General features: G+C 67.7%; 17 protein-coding genes. 10 read left to right on the top strand and 7 right to left on the bottom strand.

Features of this window, described 5'->3' with window-relative positions:
* The first annotated feature begins 110 nt into the window (after positions 1-110).
* Complete coding sequence (gene rnr / locus OEZ60_RS16055; RefSeq protein WP_263338339.1) at positions 111-2,366, top strand: ribonuclease R; 2,256 nt, start codon at positions 111-113, stop codon at positions 2,364-2,366.
* Positions 2,367-2,463: 97 nt separating this feature from the next.
* Positions 2,464-3,720 carry a lytic murein transglycosylase gene (locus tag OEZ60_RS16050; RefSeq protein ID WP_263338338.1) on the top strand — a complete coding sequence of 419 codons (1,257 nt, stop codon included), beginning with the start codon at positions 2,464-2,466 and terminating at the stop codon, positions 3,718-3,720.
* Between the two features lie 100 nt (positions 3,721-3,820).
* On the opposite strand, the gene dapE is transcribed toward OEZ60_RS16050, so the two are convergent.
* Positions 3,821-5,008: a succinyl-diaminopimelate desuccinylase gene (gene dapE / locus OEZ60_RS16045; protein ID WP_263338336.1), complete on the bottom strand. Its 1,188-nt coding sequence runs from the start codon at positions 5,006-5,008 to the stop codon at positions 3,821-3,823.
* 186 nt (positions 5,009-5,194) lie between these two features.
* Between dapE and OEZ60_RS16040 the strand changes: the two genes are divergently transcribed.
* Positions 5,195-6,280, top strand: coding sequence for a Hint domain-containing protein (locus OEZ60_RS16040; RefSeq protein ID WP_263338334.1), 1,086 nt, complete (start codon positions 5,195-5,197; stop codon positions 6,278-6,280).
* Positions 6,281-6,310: 30 nt separating this feature from the next.
* Here the strand turns inward: OEZ60_RS16040 and OEZ60_RS16035 are convergent, their stop codons facing one another.
* Positions 6,311-7,099, bottom strand: a complete 789-nt coding sequence (locus tag OEZ60_RS16035; RefSeq protein WP_263338331.1) for an exodeoxyribonuclease III — start codon at positions 7,097-7,099, stop codon at positions 6,311-6,313.
* 130 nt (positions 7,100-7,229) lie between these two features.
* Between OEZ60_RS16035 and OEZ60_RS16030 the strand changes: the two genes are divergently transcribed.
* Positions 7,230-7,772: a hypothetical protein gene (locus OEZ60_RS16030; RefSeq protein WP_263338328.1), complete on the top strand. Its 543-nt coding sequence runs from the start codon at positions 7,230-7,232 to the stop codon at positions 7,770-7,772.
* A gap of 108 nt (positions 7,773-7,880) precedes the next feature.
* Here OEZ60_RS16030 and OEZ60_RS16025 read toward each other — a convergent pair whose 3' ends face one another.
* A complete protein-coding gene (locus OEZ60_RS16025; RefSeq protein WP_263338325.1) occupies positions 7,881-8,567 on the bottom strand; it encodes a response regulator transcription factor in 687 nt (228 codons plus the stop codon).
* Between the two features lie 159 nt (positions 8,568-8,726).
* On the opposite strand from OEZ60_RS16025, the gene ribA reads away from it, so the two are divergent.
* Positions 8,727-9,815 (top strand): GTP cyclohydrolase II, encoded by a 1,089-nt coding sequence (ribA, locus tag OEZ60_RS16020; RefSeq protein ID WP_263338323.1) that lies wholly within the window; start codon positions 8,727-8,729, stop codon positions 9,813-9,815.
* Positions 9,812-10,318, top strand: a complete 507-nt coding sequence (locus OEZ60_RS16015; RefSeq protein ID WP_263338321.1) for a L,D-transpeptidase family protein — start codon at positions 9,812-9,814, stop codon at positions 10,316-10,318. Before ribA ends, OEZ60_RS16015 begins: the two co-directional genes overlap by 4 nt.
* Positions 10,319-10,387: 69 nt before the next feature.
* Here OEZ60_RS16015 and OEZ60_RS16010 read toward each other — a convergent pair whose 3' ends face one another.
* The 3 genes from OEZ60_RS16010 to OEZ60_RS16000 form a co-directional block, all read right to left on the bottom strand.
* Positions 10,388-11,047: a YggS family pyridoxal phosphate-dependent enzyme gene (locus OEZ60_RS16010; RefSeq protein WP_263338318.1), complete on the bottom strand. Its 660-nt coding sequence runs from the start codon at positions 11,045-11,047 to the stop codon at positions 10,388-10,390.
* The gene (locus OEZ60_RS16005; RefSeq protein WP_263338315.1) at positions 11,034-13,199 is read right to left on the bottom strand and encodes a tetratricopeptide repeat-containing sulfotransferase family protein; all 2,166 of its coding nucleotides are present in this window, start codon (positions 13,197-13,199) and stop codon (positions 11,034-11,036) included. Before OEZ60_RS16005 ends, OEZ60_RS16010 begins: the two co-directional genes overlap by 14 nt.
* A 151-nt stretch (positions 13,200-13,350) precedes the next feature.
* Positions 13,351-14,316, bottom strand: coding sequence for a porin (locus OEZ60_RS16000; RefSeq protein ID WP_263338312.1), 966 nt, complete (start codon positions 14,314-14,316; stop codon positions 13,351-13,353).
* Between the two features lie 254 nt (positions 14,317-14,570).
* On the opposite strand from OEZ60_RS16000, the gene OEZ60_RS15995 reads away from it, so the two are divergent.
* From OEZ60_RS15995 to holA, 4 genes are all read left to right on the top strand, one after another.
* Entirely contained in the window at positions 14,571-15,098 is a 528-nt protein-coding gene (locus OEZ60_RS15995; RefSeq protein ID WP_263338310.1) for a DUF3576 domain-containing protein, read from the top strand.
* Positions 15,099-15,217: 119 nt separating this feature from the next.
* A complete protein-coding gene (leuS, locus tag OEZ60_RS15990) occupies positions 15,218-17,773 on the top strand; it encodes a leucine--tRNA ligase (RefSeq protein WP_263338308.1) in 2,556 nt (851 codons plus the stop codon).
* Entirely contained in the window at positions 17,760-18,257 is a 498-nt protein-coding gene (gene lptE, locus OEZ60_RS15985) for an LPS assembly lipoprotein LptE (protein ID WP_263338305.1), read from the top strand. The genes leuS and lptE overlap by 14 nt, the downstream gene beginning before the upstream one ends.
* Positions 18,254-19,276: a DNA polymerase III subunit delta gene (gene holA, locus OEZ60_RS15980; protein ID WP_263338302.1), complete on the top strand. Its 1,023-nt coding sequence runs from the start codon at positions 18,254-18,256 to the stop codon at positions 19,274-19,276. Before lptE ends, holA begins: the two co-directional genes overlap by 4 nt.
* Positions 19,277-19,414: 138 nt before the next feature.
* Here holA and OEZ60_RS15975 read toward each other — a convergent pair whose 3' ends face one another.
* The gene (locus tag OEZ60_RS15975) at positions 19,415-21,640 is read right to left on the bottom strand and encodes a response regulator (protein WP_263338300.1); all 2,226 of its coding nucleotides are present in this window, start codon (positions 21,638-21,640) and stop codon (positions 19,415-19,417) included.
* Positions 21,641-21,687: the final 47 nt, after the last annotated feature.

The raw sequence follows: 21,687 nt of genomic DNA, 5'->3' as shown, positions 1-21,687 counted from the left end.
CACCGACCGGCCCGAGAAGCTTCTTCTTGCGCCTCCGGCTCACTGCCGAAGCCACCCGGCGCCATCGCTTTCCGCATGACGCCGTCCCGCTTGCGTGCTAGCTGATGCGCATGGCGCGTATTCCCTCCAAGACCGAGATCCTCGACTGGATCGCCGACAATCCCGGCCTCTCGGCCAAGCGCGATATCGCGAAGGCTTTCGGCATCAAGGGAGGCGACCGGATCGAGCTAAAGCGGCTCCTGAAGGAGCTCGAGTCGGAGGGCAATCTGGAGCGCCGCCGCAAGACCTACCGCGACCCCGAGAAGCTGCCGCCGGTGACGATCCTCGCCATCCTGCCGCCCGACCGCAACGGCGACCAGTTCGCGCGGCCCTTGGAATGGCAGGGCGAGGGGCCGGAGCCGCGGGTGCTGTTCCAGCCGCGCAAGGCCGACGCGCCGGTGGCGGAGGGCGACCGCATCCTCGCCCGCGTCACCGAGGTGAGGGGCGAAGACCACCACTACGAGGCGCGGCTGATCCGCAAGATCGGTGCCAATCCGCACAAGGTCATCGGCATCTTCCGCAAGGCAACCGAAGGCGGCCGGATCGTGCCGATCGACAAGGGCTCGGAAAAGGAATGGCTGGTCGCCGCCGACGCCACGCAGGGCGCGAAGGACGGCGAACTGGTCGAGGCCGAGCAGGCCGGGCCGAAGGGGCGGATGGGCCTGCCCAAGGCGCGGATCCTCGCGCGGCTCGGCGATCCGTCGGCGCCGAAGGCGGTGTCGCTCATCGCGATCCACCAGCACGGCATTCCCGACGACTTCCCCGACGCGGCGATCGAGGAGGCGGACGGCAGGAAGCCGGCGCCGCTCGGCGACCGCGAGGACCTGCGCCATCTGCCCTTCGTCACCATCGACCCGGCCGATGCGCGCGACCATGACGATGCCTGCTATGCCCATGCCGACGAGGATCCGAAGAACGAGGGCGGCCATATCGTCTGGGTCGCCATCGCCGATGTCGCGCATTACGTCACACCGGGCTCGGCCCTGGACCGCGAGGCGCGGCACCGCGGCAACTCGACCTATTTCCCCGACCGGGTCGTGCCGATGCTGCCGGACCGGCTCTCGGGCGATCTCTGCTCGCTGCACGAAGGCGTCGCGCGGCCGGTCCTCGCGGTCTGGATGAAGCTCGATTCGAAAGGCCGCAAGGTCTCGCACCGCTTCACCCGGGCGATGATCAGGTCGGTGGCGAGCCTCCACTACACCGAGGTGCAGGAGGCCGAGGACGGCCGCCCGAACGAGCGCTGCGAAGCACTTCTGGGCGATGTCATCAAGCCGCTCTACGCCGCCTACGAGGCGACGAAGACCGCCCGCGCGATGCGCCAGCCGCTGGACCTCGACCTGCCGGAGCGCAAGATCGTCCTGAGCGAGGAGGGCGAGGTTCTATCGGTCGCCTTCCGCGAGCGGCTCGACGCGCACCGGCTGATCGAGGAATTCATGATCCTCGCCAATGTCGCCGCCGCCGAGGAACTGATCCGCCTGCGCCGCCCGCTCCTTTTCCGGGTGCACGAGGAACCCTCGCCGGACAAGCTCGACGCGCTCCGTGAGGTCGCGGAAGCCTCAGGATTCACGCTGGCCAAGGGGCAGGTTCTCAGGACCGAGCACCTGAACCGGCTTCTGGCGCAGGCCGAGGGCACCGATTTCGACGAGCTATTGAACATCACGACTCTGCGCTCGATGACCCAGGCCTATTACCACGCCGAGAATTTCGGCCATTTCGGCCTCGCGCTGAAGAGCTACGCCCATTTCACCTCGCCGATCCGGCGCTACTCCGACCTGGTCGTGCACCGGGCGCTGATCCTCGGCCACGGCTGGGGCGAGGACGGGCTCTCCCCGCAGGACATCGAGATGCTGGAGGAGACGGCAACGCATATCTCGGAGACCGAGCGCCGCTCGATGGCCGCCGAGCGCGACACGACCGACCGCTACCTCGCAGCCTATCTCTCCGAACGCGTCGGCAACGAGTTCGCCGGCCGCGTCAGCGGCATCGCCCGCTTCGGGCTCTTCGTGAAGCTCGACGAGACCGGAGCGGACGGGATCATCCCGATCCGTACGCTGGGCCGCGAGTTCTTCCACTACGACCCCAAGAGCCAAACCCTGATGGGCGCCGATACCGGAACCGAGATCGGCATCGGCCAGCGGGTCACGGTGCGCCTTGCCGAGGCGGTGCCGGTCACCGGTGGTCTTATGCTGGAGCTTCTGGAGATCGAGGGGCGGCCGATGGCCGCCGGCGCCTCGGCGCGGCGCGGCCGCCCCACGGGGCGCCGGCCCGGCCAGGCGAAGGCGAAATCCGCGCGGACCAAGCGGCGAGTGGAGCGCAAGCGGCGCTGAGGATTGCGCCGCGCCGCCGACCGGTTCAGGCGAGTCTTTCCCGAAGCGCGCCGTGGCGCTACACTTCGGGCAAAGAAACGAACGAGGCAGGTGAGACATGCGACAGACAGCCGGGATCGTCACGCTTTGCACGTTGCTTCCGCTGGTGGCGGAAGCGGCCGGATCGGTGCCGGGCGTTCCAGCCAGGGAAGGGATCTTCGTGGAGGAACCGGAGAAGATCGTCCCGGCCGCCTACAACCAGGGCTTCGACCGCTGGATCAACGGCTTCCGCGGCCGCGCGAAGGCGCAGGGGATCCGGGCGGACGTGTTCGACCGGGCCTTCCGGGGCGTCGAATACAATACCGACGTGATCGCCAAGGACCGCAACCAGAGCGAGTTCACCAAGACGATCTGGGACTACCTCGACAGCGCCGCCTCGGAAAAGCGGGTGGCCAACGGCCGCGCGGCACTCGCCGAGCACCGCAAGCTCCTCGAACGGATCGAGGCGACCTACGGCGTCGACAAGGAAGTGGTGGTGGCGGTCTGGGGCCTGGAAAGCTCCTACGGCACCCATCGCGGCACGATGCCACTGATCGAGTCGCTGGCGACGCTCGCCTATGACGGGCGCCGCGGCGGTTTCTTCGAAAGCCAGCTCATCGCGGCGCTGAAGATCGTCCAGGCGGGCGATGTCGACCCGCGCGCGATGACCGGAAGCTGGGCCGGCGCGATGGGCCATACCCAGTTCATCCCGACCTCTTATCTCGCCTATGCGGTGGATTTCACCGGCGACGGCAAGCGCGACATCTGGTCGGACAACCCCGCCGACGCGCTGGCCTCGACGGCGGCCTATCTCGCCCGTTTCGGCTGGCAGAAGGGCCGGCCCTGGGGCGTCGAGGTGCAGCTGCCGCGCGGCTTCGATTTCGGCCTCACCGGCGACCGGATCAAGAAATCGCCTTCGGACTGGGCCGCGCTCGGCGTGCGCGACATGGACGGGCGGGTGGTGCCGAACCACGGCTCGGCCTCGATCCTGATGCCGGCCGGCGCCCGCGGCGCGGCCTTCATGATCTTCAAGAACTTCCAGGTGATCGAGCGCTACAACGCCGCCGATGCCTATGTGATCGGCGTCGGCCACCTCGCCGACCGCATCGCCGGCGGCGGCCCGATCCGGACGGGCTGGCCGCGCGACGACCGGGCGCTTCTCTTCGCCGAACGTCGCGAGCTGCAGGAGCGCCTGACCCGCGCCGGCTTCAACACCCAGGGCGTTGACGGCAAAATCGGCCCCAACACGATCGCCGCGATCCGCGCCTACCAGCGCGCGATCGGCATGATCCCGGACGGCTATGCGAGCCTCGACATCCTCAAGCGGTTGAGGTGACGGCACCCGGGGATGGCGCGGCTTCGCGCCCCGCCACTCCCCTGCATCCCGGCCCAAATCTCCCCGCCGGAGGCGCCCGCGCTCTCCGCCGCGCCCGAGGTCAGGCGAAGTAATCCTGAAGGATGCGGGCGTAGATCGCCTTCAGTTGGGCGATCTGCGCCACCTCGACCCGTTCGTCGACCTGATGCATGGTCTTGCCAACCAACCCGAACTCCACGACCGGGCAATGGTCCTTGACGAACCGCGCATCCGAGGTTCCGCCCGAAGTCGACAGGACCGGCTCCACCGCGGTCTCGGCCGCCACCGCCCCCGCCACCAGCCGCACGAAATCGCCGGGCGGGGTCAGGAAGCTCTCGCCCGACACCTGCACCTCGACCGTGAACCCAACGCCGGTTTCGGCGCCGACCTTCACCGCCTCGGCCTTCAGCCAGTCCGTGAGGCTCGCCGAGCTGTGGGCATCGTTGAAGCGGATGTTCAGCGCCGCCCGTGCCCGCGCCGGGATCACGTTCGTCGCCGTGTTCCCGGTATCGACCGAGGTCACGGCGAGCGTCGAGGCATCGAAATGCTCGGTCCCGTGGTCGAGCGACTCCGAGGCGATCCGGTCGAGAAGCCGCACCAGCGCGTGGAGCGGATTCTTCGCCCGGTGCGGATAGGCCGAATGGCCCTGCACCCCCTGCGCCACGATCAGCGCGTTCATCGAGCCGCGCCGGCCGATCTTCATCATCTCGCCCATCCGCTCCGGACAGGTCGGCTCGCCGACGAGGCACACCGACATCGCCTCACCCTCGGCCGCCATCCAGTCGAGCAGCGCCACCGTGCCGTCCGTCCCCGGCCCCTCCTCGTCGCCGGTGATCGTCAGGACGATCGCGCCATCCGGCGGCGTCGCGCGGACGAAATCGACCGCGGCAGCTGCGAAGGCCGCGACCCCGGATTTCATGTCGGTCGCGCCCCGGCCCCAGAGCCAGCCGTCGACAATCTCGCCGCCAAACGGATCGCGGCTCCAGGCTCCGCCGTCGCCCACCGGCACCACGTCGGTATGGCCGTTGAAGCCGAATGTCCGCGCCGCGCCCTTCCGCCCCCAGCGCGCGAAGAGATTGGGCGTGCCCGCCCGGTCGACCCGGTAGCACTCAAAACCCGCGCCCTCGAGCAGCGTCTGCAGAAGCACCAGCGCCCCCCCTTCCTCGGGCGTGACCGAGGGGCAGCGGATCAGGTCGGCGGTCAGCCGGACGGCGTCGATGGGATCGGTCAAGGTGCGCTCCTTATCAAGGTGGCACAGCGTTACCCGCATCCGCCCGGCCCTTCAATGCGGCGCGACTGTTGCGCCGCCGCCACCGGCCTCGAGTCGCCGAGAATCATTCATGAAAATGGCGATTCACAAATCGGGCGCGACCGGACATATTGGGAACATGGCAAGAACGAGCAGTCCGGGCAGACACAAGGCCGCGCCGGCCTCCGCCTGCGGAGGTCACGCGGCATGACTTGGCTTGCACTCCGCAAGATCGGCGGCCCGACGCAGCGGATCGGGGCGACGGGGCTTCCAGTGCGCCTCGACGTTGGCACGCTGGTCTTCGAACTTGACCTCGACGAGGTCGCGCGCGTCCGCGGCCCGGTCCTGCGCCTCGCGCCGCGGATGGAGCCGCAGCGCATTTTCGCACTCGAGGCGACAACCGACGGGCGCCTGCACTTCCTGCGCCGGCACGGGCCTGACGTCAGCCATCTCTCCATCGGCCTCGGCCGGGTTCCGGTCTCAGGCCAGCTTCGGCTCAGCTACCACTGGGACCACCGCCGCGGGAGGAGCCTCCTCACCGCCGAAAACCTCACGAGCGGCACGATCCGCCAGCAAGAGGCGAACGTCGCGCTGCCGCTTCTGGCGGGCGAGATCGGCGCGCTGTTCGACACCGACCGCGAAGGCCCGCGCCATACGGCCTTGGACTGGTTCGGGCTCGCCGATCACTGGCAAACGGTGGGACCGACGCCCGGCCTCGCGCCCTGGACCGAGATCGTGACCGCCGACGGGCCGCGGCCGATCGCCTCAATCCGGCCCGGTGACCTCGTCCTGACGGCCGATGAGGGGCTGCAGCCCGTGCTCTGGCAGGGCGGCGTCGAGGTTCCCGCGATCGGCAGCTTTAGGCCGGTGCGGCTCATTGCGCCGTATTTCGGCCTCGGAAGCGACCTTGTCGCGCAGCCCTCCCAACGCATCGCGCTGTCAGGCGCCGACGTCGAGTACCATTTCGGCGAGGAGGAGGTTCTCGTCGAGGCGCGTCACCTGGTGAATGGGGAGACCGCCGTGTGGGAGGCGGAGAGCGCGACCGCGATCTGCCACGGCCTGTTGCTGGAGCGTCACGCGCTGATCGCCGCCGGCGGGGTCTGGACCGAGAGCCTCTATCTCGGCCGGATCGCTGCCAACCCCGCGCTTGCGCGCACCACCGCCCCCGGCGCGCTCGCCGCGCGCGGCGCGTTGCCGCTGCATTCCAGTCCTGTCCGCCGCGAGCTGCTGGAGTTCGAGGCGCTCGAACTCAGCCTCGCACGGCTGCGCCGACGCGCGCCGCGGGCAGTGTGACGCGCCGATAACGGCCCCAGACCGCTTCAGTCACAGATCGAACGTCGCGAAGACCGGGGCGTGGTCCGACGGCTGTTCCCAGCCGCGCGCGGCACGCAGCACCCGGCTTCCATACCCGGCATTGGCGATGTCGGGCGTAGCCCAGATGTGGTCGAGCCGCCGGCCCTTGTCCGCCGCGTCCCAGTCCGGCGAGCGGTAGGACCACCAGCTGTAAAGCTGCCCCTCGGGAATGTCCTTGCGGGTGACGTCCACCCAGGCCCCGGCCTCCTGCGCCGCGCCGAGATGCTCGACCTCGATCGGCGTATGGCTGACGATCTTCAGAAGCTGCTTGTGGTTCCACACGTCGTCCTCGCGCGGCGCGATGTTGAGATCGCCGACGAGGATCGCCTTTTCCGGCTTCTCGCCATGCGCCCAGTCGCGCATCGCCGTGACGTAATCGAGCTTCTGGCCGAACTTCACGTTCGCTTCCCGGTCGGGAATGTCACCGCCGGCCGGAACGTAGAAATTGTGGATCGTCACCCCGTTCCCAAGCCGCGCCGCAACGTGACGGGCATGGCCGAGATCGACGAAATCATGCGCGCCGACCTCCTCGAGCGGCAGTTTCGAGAGGATCGCCACGCCGTTGTAACCCTTCTGCCCGCGCGCCACCATGTGCCGGTAGCCGAGCTCCGCGAAGCCCTCGGTCGGAATCTTCTCGACCGGCGACTTGCATTCCTGCAGACACAGGATGTCCGGCGCCTCCTCCGCCATCAGTCGCTGCACCAGCGCCTCGCGCAGGCGGACGGAGTTGATGTTCCAGGTGGCGATGGTGAATGGCATGTCGGTCTCCTGCTTCGCGTGCGCCGCGCGACCTTAACGGCGGAGGATCGCGAATGTCCACGCCCGGCCCTTGAGCCCGCGTGGACGCTGTGCAAGATCGGCCGCAAGCCAGACGCCGAAGGAGGTTTCGATGCGTATCGTTCTTGCCGCCGCCCTTGCCGCCCTCGCGGCGCTTCCCGCCGCCGCCCGCCCGCTCAGCCCGGCGGAAGCGCAAGCGATGCAGAAGTCGCTCGACACCTATTTGCGCTCGATCACCGCCGGCAACGCCGAGAAGATCGTCGGTGCCCTGCCGCCCCGCATTCTCAACGTCTTTGCCGGCGCCAGCGGGCTCGAGACGAACAAGCTCGAATCGACGCTGATCGAGCAGACGAAGGACCTGATGAAGGGCACGAAATACCGCGACGTCACCGCCAATCTCGACGCGCTCGACGCCGAGGACGCGGCGCTCGGCGACGGCTCCGAGGCGACCTGGGTTCTCATCCCCACCGCCTTCACCACGATCGCCGGCGGCAAGAAGACCCGCCACGAACAGCCGCTCCTCGCGGTTCGCGAAGACGATAGCTGGCATTTCTTGCGCATCGACGGGCCCGAGCGCCAGCAGCTCGCGGCGATCGCCTACCCGTTCCTGGCCGACAAGAGCTTTCCCCCGGCGACAACGGCGGCGGTCGAGTAACACCGCGGCGGCGTGACCTGCAAAAAAAAAGGCCGGGCATGAAGCCCGGCCAGTCCAACAGGGAGGATGCCGCGCCATAACCCCGACGCGGCCAGGGGATTCTTCGGTCTACGCTACCAGACGATACCCGCCCGATTCGGTCACAAGAAGGCGCGCATTTGACGGATCTGGTTCAATTTTTTGGCGAAGCCTGTAGATATGCGTCTCCAGCGTGTGGGTCGTGACCCCCGCATTATAGCCCCAGACCTCGTGTAAAAGCACGTCGCGCGGCACCACGCCCTCGGTTGCCCGGTAGAGAAACTTGAGGATGTTGGTCTCCTTCTCGGTGAGCCGGATCTTCCGGTCCCGCTCGTCGATCAGCATCTTCATGGCCGGTTTGAACGTGTAGGGCCCAAGCTGGAAGATCGCGTCCTCGGACTGCTCGTGCGTCCTGAGTTGCGCCCGGATCCGCGCCAGGAGGACGGGGAACTTGAACGGCTTGGTGACATAGTCGTTCGCCCCCGCATCGAGACCGAGGATCGTGTCGGCATCGCCGTCATGCCCGGTCAGCATCAGGATCGGGCATTTCACGCCATGCTTGCGCATCTTCTTGCACAGCTCGCGACCATCGGTGTCCGGCAAGCCGACGTCGAGAATGATCAGATCGTATATACCCGCCGTGATCTTCGCGATGCCTTCAACGCCGTTGCCGGCTTCGAAGACGTCGAAATCCTCGGTCGAGACGAGCTGCTCCGCCAGCGCGTCGCGCAGATCGTCGTCATCGTCGACAAGCAGGATTTTCTTCAGATTGGCCATGATGTTGCCCTCCGCTTCCGTCTCCGAAGATGTGCCGCCGCCCGGAACCCGGCAAGGGATGCGACGGTTTTCTCACGCGGTCGTGTCGCCTTCACGGGAAATGTTTCAATTTCCGCGGCGCCGGATTATCTAAAGGTCTGACAGCAGCGCGGATACCAAATGCCCCTCGGCCCCGACATCATCGAACGCCTGAATCGAGCCCGTGCCGACCTGCGCATGGGGGTGCCCGTTGTCCTGACCGCCGGCGGCGAGGCGGCACTCGCGCTCGCGGCCGAGGCGCTGGACCCGGACCGCTTCGCCGCGCTCCGTGCGCTGGGGTCGCTCACGCTCGCCATCACCGTCCGGCGCGCCGAGACGTTGAAGGCGCGCGCCTATGACGGCGACATCGCCCGGCTGGCCGTCCCCGACGATGCGACCCCGGCCTGGATCGCCGCCGCCGCCGATCCGGCCGACGATCTCCGCGCGCCGATGAAGGGACCGTTCCAGAGCCTGCGCGACGGCGACGCCACGCTCGCCCGCGCCGCGATCTCGCTGGCTAAGTCCGCCCGCCTGCTGCCCGCGGCCGTGCTCGTCCCGGCTGCCGGCGCCCTGCGCCTCGCCGCGACCGAGAACCTCACGCTCATCGACTGGGACAAGGCGGCGCCGGAACTTGCCCGCGCGAGCACGCTGCATCCGGTGATCGCCGCCCGCGTGCCGATGGTCGCGGCCGAGGCCGGCCGGCTACATGTGTTCCGCCCCGACGACGGTGGCGAGGAGCATTACGCGATCGAGATCGGCCGCCCGCCGCGCGACAAGCCGGTCCTTGCGCGGCTGCATTCGGCCTGCTTCACCGGCGACCTCCTCGGCAGCCTCAAATGCGACTGCGGCCCGCAGCTGCGCGCCGCCCTCGCCCAGATGGGCGCCGAGGGTGCGGGCGTGCTGCTCTATCTCAACCAGGAAGGCCGCGGCATCGGCCTCGCCAACAAGATGCGCGCCTATTCGTTGCAGGATCAGGGCTTCGACACGGTCGAGGCCAACCATCGGCTCGGCTTCGAGGATGACGAGCGCGACTTCCGGCTCGGCGCCGGGCTTCTCAAGCAACTCGGCTTCTCCTCCGTCCGGCTCCTGACCAACAACCCGGCCAAGATCCGGATGATGGAGGCGATGGGCATCGCGGTGGCCGAGCGCGTGCCGCTGAAGGTCGGCCAGACGCGCCACAACGAGGGCTATCTCGCCACCAAGGCGCGGAAATCCGGCCACCTGCTATGAGCCCCGAAGACCTCGTCCTGACCCCGACCGGCCTGCGCTTTCTCGGCCGGACCTTCCCGGTCTCGACCGGGCGCGGCGGCATCCGCGCCGACAAGCGCGAGGGTGACGGCGCGACGCCGACCGGCCCGCACCGCGTCATCGGCCTTCTCTACCGGGCCGACCGCATTGCCGCCAGCAGCCTGCCGCCCTGGGCCAGGCCGATCCACCTCGAGGATCGCTGGTGCGACGCGCCGGACCATCCCGACTACAACCACCTGACCCGCAAACCCTTCGGCAAGAGCGCCGAGCGCCTCCGCCGCGCCGATCCCCTCTACGACCTGATCCTGCCCCTGGACTGGAACTGGCCCGATGCCACGCCGGGCCGCGGCTCGGCGATCTTCATCCACCAGTGGCGCCGCCCCGGTTACCCGACGGCCGGCTGCCTCGCCCTCGCGCGCCGCGACCTTCTCTTCGTCGCCCGCCACGCCGCGCCGGGAACACGGGTGATCGTCCCGGACCGCTGATTTCATCTTGCCCGGACATATCCTCGGGGGAAAACTGGCCGCAAGGCCAAGAGGGGGCGGAAAGCCCCCTCAGCGCGCGCCGTAATCCCGCGCGCCGAAGATCGCCGAGCCGACACGGACATGCGTCGCGCCCTCGGCGATCGCCGCCTCGAAATCCGAGCTCATCCCCATCGACAGGCCTGACAATCCATTCCGCTCTGCCATCGCCCGCAGCAACGCAAAATGCGGCGTGGTATCGACCCCCTCGGGCGGGATGCACATCAGCCCCGCGAGCGGCAGGCCGAGCCCGCGGCAGGCGGCGACAAATCCGTCGGCGTCAGCCGGCAGCACGCCCGCCTTCTGCGGCTCCTCGCCGGTATTGACCTGGACGAAGAGCTCCGGACACGCACCGCGCGCATCGGCGAGCCGCGCGAGTTTCTCGGCGAGCGAGGGACGGTCCAGCGTATGGATCGCGTCGAAAAGCTCGACCGCCACTTTCGCCTTGTTGGTCTGCAACGGCCCGATCATGTGGAGCTTCACGCCCTCGAACCGCTCGCGCAGGTCCGGCCACTTGCCCGCCGCCTCCTGCACGTAGTTCTCGCCGAAGACGCGGTGGCCTTCCTCCAGCACCGACACCACACGGTCGAGCGGCTGCACCTTTGACACCGCGATGAGCGTCACCGAGCCTTCGTCCCGCCCCGCCGCCCGCGCGGCATCGCGGATCCGACGGGCGATGTCAGTCAGCGACATATCCGCCTTCCCGCAGCGCATCGAGCATCGGCTTCAGCTCCTTCTCGTAGCGCTGCCAGCCCTTGACCGAGCTCTTGGTGATCGGCTGTCGCACCTGGTAGACCGACAGGGTTTCGATCTTGCGCTTGTTCTCGTGGAAGCTCAGGCAGGCATCCTCCCAGTCGAGCCCGCAGGCCGCGATCAGCTTGCGCGTCTCCTCCTCGGGATTGGCCACGAGCTCTTCGTACTGGACCTCGTAGAACCAGTCGGGCACGAGCTCGCGCCAGAAGTCGATCATCTCGACGAAGGTGCCGTAGTAGCGCACGAGTTCGCGCTGGTCATAGGCATACTGGTGCGTGTCCTCGGGGAACTTGTTCTTGTAGATCGACAGCAGGTTGTCACGCGGGTCACGCCGGACGACGACGAAGCGCGCGTTCGGCATGGCGAGCCGGATCAACCCGAGATGCATGTAGGACTGGATCGACTTGTCTGTGACCCGTTCGGCCTCCGGGCGCCGCGCCCGCAGGATCCGCTCCATCTCGCGGCCGAGATCAGCGATCTCCGCCGCCGGGATCTCGCCGACCGCCCGCGCGTTCTTGCCGTCCGCGAGAAACCGGTGCGCGGATTGCGCCGCCTCGCCCACCTCGCCGGCGCCGGCGACCGTGGAATGGCTGGCGATGATCTGCTCCACGAGCGTCGTTCCCGAGCGCGGCATGCCGGTCACGAAGATCGGCGCGTAGTCCGTCGCGCCTTCGATCGAGGCGCCGTGCCAGTCAAAATCCGCGTAGGCGCTCTTGGTCATGTCCACGACCTTGCGCCGCGCCGCCATGTTGTGCGGCGAGGCCGCCCACATCAGCCGGTTGGCCTCGTCGAGATAGTGGAAGACGCGGCCGTAGTCCTTGGTGTCCTCCAGCGCCTTCGCTAGGGCGAAGCCGAGGTTCATGCGGTCGGTGACGGACAGTCGGGGGTTCTCATACTGCCGCAGCATCTGGTCGATGATCGGATCGCCCGGCTTGGTCTTGTGCGAGGCGATGAAGACCCGGTAATTCTCGCCGTTGTCGGGATCGAGCTCGAAGCTGCGCCGGAACAGGACATCCGCCTCCTCGAAATCCCCGAAAGCCTGCAACAGGGTCGCCTTGCCGGCGGTCGCGACCGGCGAATCCTTGTCGAGCTCCAGCGCGCGGTTGAAGTTCGCCAGCGCCTCGTCGTCCTTGCCGATGCGGGCCTGCGCCTGCGCGAGCATGCCGATCGCTTCGATCACCTTGCCATTGGATACCTCGAGCGCCCGCGCGAACGCCTCCTCGGCGCCGGCGTAGTTCTTCGTGCGCATCCGCACATTGCCGATCGCCATATGCAGGGGGGCGGAATCGACCCCGGCGCGCTCGGCGCGTTCGAGCAGAACGAGTGCCGGCTCGGAATTGCCCGACCGCGTGAGGGCGCTTGCGAAATTGACCAGCGCGGAGGGCAGGCCCGGAGCCAGAATCACGGCTTCGCGGAAGTGGCGGACAGCTTCGTCCTCGCGGCGCAGGTCGATCAGGAAGCGCCCGAAATTGTCATGCGCCTCGGCATAGCCCGGATCCGCCGCGATCGCCTTGCGGAACGCCGCATCGGCCTGCGCGGCCTTGCCCTGGACCGCCTGCGCCGTCGCGAGAATGTTCAGGACCGGCGCCGAGCCGGGATGGGCGATCAAGAGCCGCGCGGCGAACTGTTCGGCCTCGGCCGGGCGCGAGGCCTCCATCATTCCGAGCAGCCGCCGCATCTCGGCGGGCGGCACGCCCCGCGTCGCCGGGCGCGTCGAGCTGCGTCGCGCCCCGAAGCGGTCCTGCAGTGCGAGCTTGATGTTGACCGGCACCGGGGCAGATTTCAGCAGCCGCAGATAGGTCTCCTCGGCCGCCGCGTCGCCGCCGAGCGCCACGGCCTCGGTCCAGATCTTCCAGATCGCGCCTTCTCCCGGCTTCAGCTGGGCGGCGGCTTCGAGATGCGGGATGGCGCGCGTGAAGCGGTTCTCCGCCATGTGGATCACACCGATCTGGTACTGCGCCTCCGCGACGCGCGGGTGATCCTTGATGATGTCGAGATAGATCTTCAGCGCGGCTTCGCGATTGCCGGCAGTCTGAAGCTTGAGCGCCTCGGCATAGGTGTTCTGGATTTCCGTCGCCGTCAGCACCGCCATCTCTATCTCCAAGGCCACACGATCGCGCGGACCTTAGCGCCAGCACCGCGGAGTGTCGAGTTGCCGGGACGAAGCGATCGGCAAATGATGCCCAAAGAAAAAGAGCGGGCACAAGGCCCGCTCTTTCCGATTTGATCGATCGTGCGTTCGATCAGAACGACAGGCCGAGACCCACCGACCAGGTGTCCTTGCCGCCGCCGTTCCAGGAAGCAGCGTCGCCCGAGCCGTAGCCGGCCATGGCAACAGCGCCGCCACCGAGGTCGTAGTTCGCCACGAGGCCCCAGCCATCGACGGTGCCCATGTCGGTGTCGAACGCGCCGTAGTTGGCGCCGACGGTCAGAGCGCCGGTCGTGTAGGCGGCGCCGAGGCCCCACCACGAGTCGGACAGCGGAACGGTGGTGTAGCCGTTCGAGGTGTGGAACGCGGTGCCGTCGAGGTCAGCGTAGCCAGCCGAGAGCGAGAAGCCCTGCTGCATCGCGACGCTGCCGCTCAGACCCCAAACGGTGTTGGTGCCGTTGTCCTGGACAGCGATGCCGGCGGCGGCATCAACGCCGGAGAACGTGCCAGCCCACTTACCACCGAGACCCCAGACGGCATCGCCCACGCCGCTGTCGTCGTTTTCGGCCGAAACCGCGACGCCGAAGTCGCCGAACGAGTATTCGTAGCGAGCGATCTGGTTGTCGTACGAGCCGTCAAGACCGGTGAACCAGTAGGCGCCGGCATGGGTCGAGTGATCGTCGTTGAGCGAGGTGCCCGAGTAGATTTCCGAGAGCGCCCAGTCGAACGCGCCGTCGGTCTCACCCAAGGTGACGCGGCCGAAGGTGCCCGAAACGAAGAACGCTTCGTCGTCGAACGCCGGGGTGCCGTTCGGGTTCGAGCCGTTCGAGTCGTCGAGCTGAACCTTACCGCCGAAGTCGAGGCCGTTGTCGGTCGAGCCGGAGAAGTTGAAGTTGATGACGACGTCGTTGTGGAACTGGGTCTCGATCGCAGTCACGGTGCCGAAGTCGCCCGAGCCGCCGCGGACGCCGATTTCGGCGTAGCCCGACAGCGAAACTTCCGCAGCCGCGGCGCCGGCGAAGCCGACGAGAGCGGTGGAAGCGAGAAGAAGCTTTTTCATTTCGTATTCCCTCGTTGTCTTAAGGTGGGCCCAACTCAGGGGAATCCGAATTGGGTATGCGTCTATTTCTCCAGTTAGCCGCGGCAATGCAACGGAAAGGGCGGAGTGCCTGGAAATACCGAACCGTGATGGTGCGTTCTTGCCACAGTCCTGCTGCGCGGCATCGCGCATGGCCCCGTTCCCATTGCCGGAAAGGCCTTGTTCGCAGGGATCGGCTCGGCTAGACAGCGAAGCAACACAGTCACGGGGTGCTCATGAAGATCCGGTTCTTGGTGCGCGGAGCGATTCTCGGCGGGATCGTGTCTTCTCTGGCGGCCTGCAGCAGCGGCGGCATCTTCGGACCGCGCGCACCCGCGACCGATCTCGCCACGCTCGAGGCCCGCGCCGCTGCCGATGCGCAGCGGGAGAATCTGGCCCGCATCTCGCCCGCGCCGGAGCGCTCCACCGTGTGGGATCTGTTCACGAATTCCTCCGATCCGAACACCACGCTGGAGGTCAACAAGTACCTCTGGCAAGCCTCGCTCGAAGTGCTCGATTTCCTTCCGGTGCAGTCGGTCGATCCGTTCTCGGGGGTGATCGTGACGGGCTTCGGAACCCCGCCCGGCGGCGGACGTGCCTACCGCGCCACGATCTACGTGCAGGATCCGGCGCTTGATGCGCGGTCGCTGAAGGTCGCGCTGATGTCTAAGTCCGGGCCGGTCGACACCGCCACCGCCCAGGCCGTCGAAGACGCGATCCTGACCCGGGCGCGTCAACTTCGCATCCGCGACAGCAAACTCTGAGCGCCGCGCCGCCTGTCAGCTGAAAGCTGTTAACACCGTAAAGCGGGTCCTGAGGGAAACTCTGGACCTTGCGCGCGGCGCTTGTATAACCGGCCGAGCCAAGCGCCGAGGAAACAGACATGTCGCGTTACGACCCCGCCGTCACCGAGCCGAAATGGCAAGAAGCCTGGGAACAGGCCGGATGCTTCGCAGCACGGCGCGATCCCGCGCGGCCGAAGTACTATGTGCTCGAGATGTTCCCCTACCCGTCGGGGCGCATCCATATCGGCCATGTGCGCAACTACACGATGGGCGACGTCGTGGCACGCTACAAGTCTTCCTGCGGCTATTCGGTGCTGCACCCGATGGGCTGGGATGCCTTCGGCATGCCCGCCGAGAACGCGGCGATGGAGCGCGGCGGCCATCCCAAGGACTGGACCTACGGCAACATCGCGGTGATGCGCGACCAGATGAAGCCCCTCGGCCTCTCGATCGACTGGAGCCGCGAATTCGCCACCTGCGATCCGGAGTATTACGGCCAGCAGCAGGCGATGTTCATCGACTTCATGGAAAAGGGCCTCGTCTACCGCAAGAACGCGGTGGTGAACTGGGACCCGGTCGACATGACCGTGCTCGCCAACGAGCAGGTGATCGACGGCAAGGGCTGGCGCTCGGGCGCCGAGGTGGAACGGCGCGAACTGACCCAGTGGTTCTTCCGCATCTCGGACTTCGCGGGCGAGCTGCTCGAGGCGCTCGACGGTCTGAAGGACTGGCCCGAGAAGGTGCGGCTGATGCAGGCCAACTGGATCGGCAAATCGCGCGGCCTGCAATTCGCCTTCTCGACCTCGGGCGCGCCCGAGGGCTTCGACCGGCTGGAGGTCTACACGACCCGGCCCGACACGCTGATGGGCGCCTCCTTCGCCGCGATCTCGCCCGACCATCCGCTCGCCAAACACCTTGAGCGGCACGACCCGAGGATCGCCGAATTCGTCGCCGAATGCCGTCGCATCGGCACCTCGGAAGAGGCGCTGGAGAAGGCCGAGAAGAAGGGCCTCGACACCGGCATCCGCGTCCACCATCCCTTTGACAAGACTTGGGAACTTCCGGTCTACATCGCCAACTTCATTCTCATGGACTACGGCACCGGCGCGATCTTTGGCTGCCCGGCCCATGACCAGCGCGATTTCGACTTCGCGACAAAATACGGCCTCCCGATCCCGGCGGTCTTTGTCGCTGAGGGCGCCGACGACGCGCCGCTCGCCGAGGCTTTCGTCCCGATGAAGTCCGAGCGCGTCCGCTACGTTCGCGGCTTCGCCGGGTCCGAGATTCAGACCGGGGACGAGGCCGTCGATGCCGCCATCACCCACTGTGAGGCCAACGGCGTCGGCCGTGGCGTCACCAACTACCGCCTGCGCGACTGGGGCGTGAGCCGCCAGCGCTACTGGGGCTGCCCGATCCCGGTCGTGCATTGCGCCGATTGCGGCGTTGTGCCGGAGAGGAAGGAGAACCTGCCGATCGAGCTGCCCTATGACGTCAGCTTCGACCAGCCGGGCAATCCCCTGGACCGTCACCCGACCTGGCGCGACTGCGCCTGCCCGAACTGCGGCGCGCCGGCCCGGCGCGAGACGGACACGATGGACACGTTCGTCGATTCGTCCTGGTACTATGCCCGCTTCACCGCGCCGCGCGCCACGACCCCGACGAGCGCGGAAGACGCCGACTACTGGATGAACGTCGACCAGTACATCGGCGGCATCGAACACGCGATCCTGCACCTTCTCTATTCCCGCTTCTTCGCCCGGGCGATGCACCTGACCGGCCACCTGCCCAGGAAGGCGATCGAGCCCTTCAACGCGCTCTTCACCCAAGGCATGGTCACGCACGAGACCTATGCGACGCGCGGGCCGGACGGCCGCCCGGTCTGGCACACGCCCGACGACGTGATTCGGGATGCCGAGGGCGCCCGTCTCAAGGACGGCACTCCGGTCGAGATCGGGCCTGTCATCAAGATGTCGAAGTCGAAGAAGAACGTCGTCGACCCGATGGACATCATCGCCCGCTACGGCGCTGACACCGCGCGCTGGTTCGTCATGTCCGACAGCCCTCCCGAGCGCGACGTCGAATGGACCGCCTCGGGCGCCGAGGCGACGCAGAAGCACCTCGCCCGCGTCTGGCGGCTCGCCGCCGAGATCGATAGCCGCGGCGGCACCGATACGTCGCAGGACGAGGCGCTCCTGAAGGCCATGCACCGCGCCGTCGCCGACGTGACGGCGGGGATCGAGGGCTTTGCCTTCAACAAGGCGGTGGCGAAGCTCTACGAGTTCACCAACACCTTCTCGAAATCCGACGCCTCTGCGGCGACGAAGCGCACCGCGATGCGGACGCTTGCGCAGCTCATGGCGCCGATGGTGCCGCACCTGGCCGAGGATGTCTGGGCGTTGGTCGGGGGCGAGGGGCTCGTCGCCGCGGCCCCCTGGCCGAAAGCCGATCCGGCGATGTTGGCCGAGGACACCGTGGTCCTGCCGATCCAGATCAATGGCAAGCGCCGCGCGGAAATCAGCGTTCCCAAGGACATGGCCCCCGCCGAGGTCGAGAAGATCGTGCTCGCGGACGAGGCGGTGATCCGGGCGCTGGCCGGGGCCGCGCCGAAGAAACTAATCGTCGTTCCGGGCCGCATCGTCAATGTCGTGGTCTGAGCGCAGACATATCCTTGCCCTCCTGGCCGCCGCCGCGCTCGTCGGCTGCGGCTTCACCCCGGCCTATGGCCCGAACGGCGCCGCGGTCGAGCTGCTCGACCGGGTGACGGTTGACGCGCCCAGCGACAAGGACGGTTTCGATCTTGTCGAGCGGCTGGAGGAGCGGCTCGGACGCACCCGCTCTCCCGAGTTCCAGCTCGGCTACGGGATCGACACCCGGACGGTCGAACAGTCGGTCGCGCCGGACAACGCGATCAACCGATACCAGGTGATCGGTTCCGCCAGCTTTACCCTGCGCAACGCGGAGACCAACGAGACCGTCAGCTCGGGCCGGGTAACCTCGTTCACGAGCTATTCCGCCTTCGGCACGCCGGTCTCCACCGAAGCGGCCGAGGCCGACGCCCGGACCCGCCTGATGCGGGTCCTCGCCGATCAGATCGTTACCCAACTGATCGCGACCTCGGGCAACGGGAAGCGCCCGTGAAGCTCGCGGGCGCCGCGGCCACCCGCTTCTTCGCGAAGCCGGAGCCCGACAGGGCGGGGCTCTTGATCTTCGGCGCCGACGGAATGCGGGTCGCGCTGAAACGGCAGGAGGTCATCGCCGCGCTTATCGGGCCCGAGGGCGAGGCCGAGATGCGGCTGACGCGGATCCCGGCCGCCGACCTGCGCAAGGATCCCGCCCTCGTCGCGGATGCGCTGAAGGCGCAAGGCTTCTTCCCCGGCCCGCGCGTGGCCTTCGTCGAGGACGCCGCCGACGGGCTCGCGCCGGTGCTGAAGGCCGCCCTCGCAGACTGGAAGCCGGGCGACGCGATGCTGGTGGTGACGGCCGGCAGCCTGACCAAGGCTTCGGCGCTGAAAAAGGCCTTCGAGGAGCATCCGAACGCCTATGCGGCCGGGATCTACGACGACCCGCCCTCGCGCGACGAGATCGAGGCGGTGCTTGCCAAGGCAGGCCTCACCGAGATCGGCCGCGAGGCGATGACCGACCTGCTCGCGCTGGCCCGCGATCTCGATCCGGGCGATTTCCGGCAGACGGTGGAGAAAATTGCGCTCTACAAGTTCGGCGATTCCGCGCCGCTGGCGCCCGCTGAAGTCGCGGCCTGCGCGCCCGCGACGATCGAGGCGGAGGTCGACGACGTCCTTCACGCCGTCGCCGAGACCCGCGTAGCCGATGTCGGACCGCTCATGCGCCGGCTGGAAGGCCAGGGGGTGAACCCGGTCACCCTGTCGATCGCCGCGATGCGCCATTTTCGCACCCTGCATATGGCCGCCTCCGCGCCGGGCGGCCCGAGCGAGGGCATCGCCCGGATGCGGCCACCGGTTTTCGGACCGCGCCGCGACAGGATGCTCCGGCAGGCGCAGAACTGGGGCATGCACCGGCTGGAGAACGCAATCGGCATCCTGACCGACACCGACTTGACGCTGCGCTCCGCCTCGCGCGCGCCGGCGATGGCGGTAATGGAGCGGGCGCTGATCCGGCTGGCGATGCTCGGTCGGCGCTGAGCCGGACGTCGGCACTTCCCAGGTCCGCCGCACCGTCGATCAGCCCGTTTGCGACCCGGCCATGGACACCGCGCACCGCCCCCGGCGGATGGTCCGTCCGCTCGGCGCGCTGAACCCAAGGCCGAGCGCGCAGCGCGGTCAGGTCGGACCGGGGCGCGCCGACAAGTCATGCGCTGGCCTCGCCGAGGGCGGGCAATACGCGTCGATCTTCGAGGAAATCGCGACCTTCTTGAGTGGCTTCGTCAGGTACTCGTCGATTCCGGCCGCACTGACTGCATCCCGGTCGCCTTCCATGACATGCGCCGTGAGCGCCACGATCGGCACTTTCGGCAGGCCCTGCTCGGCCTCGATCGCCCGGATCGCCCGGGCGGCCTCGCGGCCGTCCATCTCCGGCATGGAGATGTCCATGAAGATCAGGTCGGGCTTGAAACTGTGCCATTTCTCGACCGCTTCGCGCCCATTGCGGGCAAACGTGAGGTCGATGTCGAAATCGGCGACCATCTTGCGGAACACGAGCTGGTTGGTGCGGTTGTCCTCGGCGGCAAGCACGCGCATCTGCCTACCGCCCGCGACTGGGGGCTCGGCGGCGTCCCGGCTGGCGGGTGCGGGCTCGCCGGTGGCGGGATAGGAGAGGTCCTCTAGTGTACGAAACAGCTCGCGGCGCAGGATCGGCTTGCAAAGCACCGCCGCCAGACCCGCGGACGGGCCGTCAACGGCGGCGGGGTCCGACGACAGCAGTACGACCGGCGCGCCGACCCCGGCCGACCGGAGAGCGGCGGCCAGGGCGGGACCGTTCATGTCCGGCATCTCGTGATCGGTCAGGATCACGTCGAACGGATGCGCCGATGCGGCGCGCAATGCCTCGGCCGGAGTGGTGCACATCGTCACCTCGAGCCCGTAGGTCTCGAGTTGACGTTCGAGGATCACCCGGTTGATCTGAACATCGTCGACGATCAGCGCCCGCTTGAGGAGGATCGGCCGGTCAGGCTTGTCGACCGGATCGCGCGGCTCGGCCGGCGCCAGCGTCACGCGGAAACCGAAGCACGACCCCTTCCCCGGCTCACTGTCGACCCAGATCGCGCCCCCCATGAGCTCGACGAGCTGTCGGCTGATCGCAAGGCCGAGACCGGTGCCCTCGAACTTGCGGTTCGACTGATCTTCGATCTGGTTGAATTCGCCGAAGACATGGTCGATGAAGTCCGCCGGAATGCCGATGCCGGTATCCTCGACGGTGATGTGAAGGTCGAACCGTCCATCGGACCCCTCGATCCCGACAACCCTCGACAGGACGTGGCCCGTGTCGGTGAATTTCACCGCATTGCCGATCAGGTTGGTGACGATCTGACGGATCCGCCCCCTGTCGCCGACATATCGCGTCGGCAGGAACAGGTCGAAATCGACCAGAAGCTTGATTCCCTTGTCGCGTGCGGCAGGCTGCAGGAGCAGCATGACTTCGTGCAGGCAGCGCTCGAGATCGAACGGCTCAGGATACAGCTTCAGCTTCTCCGCCTCGATCTTCGAGTAATCGAGCACGTCATTGATGATGGCCAGAAGCGCCTCGCCGGACGACTTGATCGTCTCGGCGAAGAGCCGTTGCTCCTCGTTCAGCCCGCTCTCGCAGAGAAGCTCGGCCATGCCGACGACACCGTTCATCGGCGTTCGGATCTCGTGGCTCATGTTGGCGAGGAAGGCGGACTTGGCGCGGTTCGCCGCCTCGGCCCTTGCCCGCGCCTCTTCCAGTTCGGCCTCGCGCGCGACCGCGTCGGTGATGTCGAGCGCCATGGACACCAGATCGCCGGCGTCGCCGCGCCGGTCGATGAGCTTGATGTGGCGGCCGTCCGGAAGGCTGACGATCGTCGGCTCGATCGCGTCGCGGCCAATGCGCTCGATCATCGCGTGGTACCAGTCCTGCACTGTTTCATCCCCGAGATCGCCGAATCCGGCCTCGCCGAAGGCCGCGAGAATCGTGTCGTAGTCGGACCCGACACCGAAATCGCGGTGCTTGCCGAACAGCCCGAGATAGGCCCGGTTCGCCGTGACCAGCCGAAGATCGGCGTCAAAGACCGCGAACCCGTCCTCGATCGTCTCGATCGCCTCCCAGAGCCGCCGCTGGGCGAGTTCCGCTTCCACGTTGGCGCGTTCGAGATCGTGCTGGTAGCGGCTGTTCTGACCCTTCAGCGATTCGGCCTCGTGCCGGGCCTCCTCGAGCCCGTGGCGCTGTTCGACGATCTGGTCGGAGAGCAACCGGGCGTGGCGCGAGAGCTGGGAATTCGCGGCGAAGAGCTCCCTTTGCTTCTGGTCAAGCAGGCGTTCGGCGGCGAGCCGCGCCCGCCGCTCCCTCGCCAGTTTCTCGGCAATGCTCAAACCCGCCTCCGGTCCGACCGCGCCGCTTCGGCGCAGGGCAACCATGA

Source organism: Albidovulum salinarum (assembly GCF_025673475.1).
In the GTDB taxonomy this organism is placed as follows: domain Bacteria; phylum Pseudomonadota; class Alphaproteobacteria; order Rhodobacterales; family Rhodobacteraceae; genus Albidovulum; species Albidovulum salinarum.
This window is presented reverse-complemented; position numbering and strand designations above follow the sequence as displayed.

What these genes read in the sequence shown, in the direction of transcription:
- OEZ60_RS16040 (WP_263338334.1), top strand. Translation starts at nt 5,195, where the DNA reads ATGACTTGGCTTGCACTCCGCAAGATCGGCGGCCCGACGCAGCGGATC.
- OEZ60_RS16035 (WP_263338331.1), bottom strand. Translation starts at nt 7,099, where the DNA reads ATGCCATTCACCATCGCCACCTGGAACATCAACTCCGTCCGCCTGCGC.
- OEZ60_RS16015 (WP_263338321.1), top strand. Translation starts at nt 9,812, where the DNA reads ATGAGCCCCGAAGACCTCGTCCTGACCCCGACCGGCCTGCGCTTTCTC.
- OEZ60_RS16000 (WP_263338312.1), bottom strand. Translation starts at nt 14,316, where the DNA reads ATGAAAAAGCTTCTTCTCGCTTCCACCGCTCTCGTCGGCTTCGCCGGC.
- OEZ60_RS16030 (WP_263338328.1), top strand. Translation starts at nt 7,230, where the DNA reads ATGCGTATCGTTCTTGCCGCCGCCCTTGCCGCCCTCGCGGCGCTTCCC.
- OEZ60_RS16050 (WP_263338338.1), top strand. Translation starts at nt 2,464, where the DNA reads ATGCGACAGACAGCCGGGATCGTCACGCTTTGCACGTTGCTTCCGCTG.
- OEZ60_RS15995 (WP_263338310.1), top strand. Translation starts at nt 14,571, where the DNA reads ATGAAGATCCGGTTCTTGGTGCGCGGAGCGATTCTCGGCGGGATCGTG.
- ribA (WP_263338323.1), top strand. Translation starts at nt 8,727, where the DNA reads ATGCCCCTCGGCCCCGACATCATCGAACGCCTGAATCGAGCCCGTGCC.
- lptE (WP_263338305.1), top strand. Translation starts at nt 17,760, where the DNA reads ATGTCGTGGTCTGAGCGCAGACATATCCTTGCCCTCCTGGCCGCCGCC.
- dapE (WP_263338336.1), bottom strand. Translation starts at nt 5,008, where the DNA reads ATGCGGGTAACGCTGTGCCACCTTGATAAGGAGCGCACCTTGACCGAT.
- OEZ60_RS16025 (WP_263338325.1), bottom strand. Translation starts at nt 8,567, where the DNA reads ATGGCCAATCTGAAGAAAATCCTGCTTGTCGACGATGACGACGATCTG.
- OEZ60_RS16005 (WP_263338315.1), bottom strand. Translation starts at nt 13,199, where the DNA reads ATGGCGGTGCTGACGGCGACGGAAATCCAGAACACCTATGCCGAGGCG.
- leuS (WP_263338308.1), top strand. Translation starts at nt 15,218, where the DNA reads ATGTCGCGTTACGACCCCGCCGTCACCGAGCCGAAATGGCAAGAAGCC.
- OEZ60_RS16010 (WP_263338318.1), bottom strand. Translation starts at nt 11,047, where the DNA reads ATGTCGCTGACTGACATCGCCCGTCGGATCCGCGATGCCGCGCGGGCG.
- rnr (WP_263338339.1), top strand. Translation starts at nt 111, where the DNA reads ATGGCGCGTATTCCCTCCAAGACCGAGATCCTCGACTGGATCGCCGAC.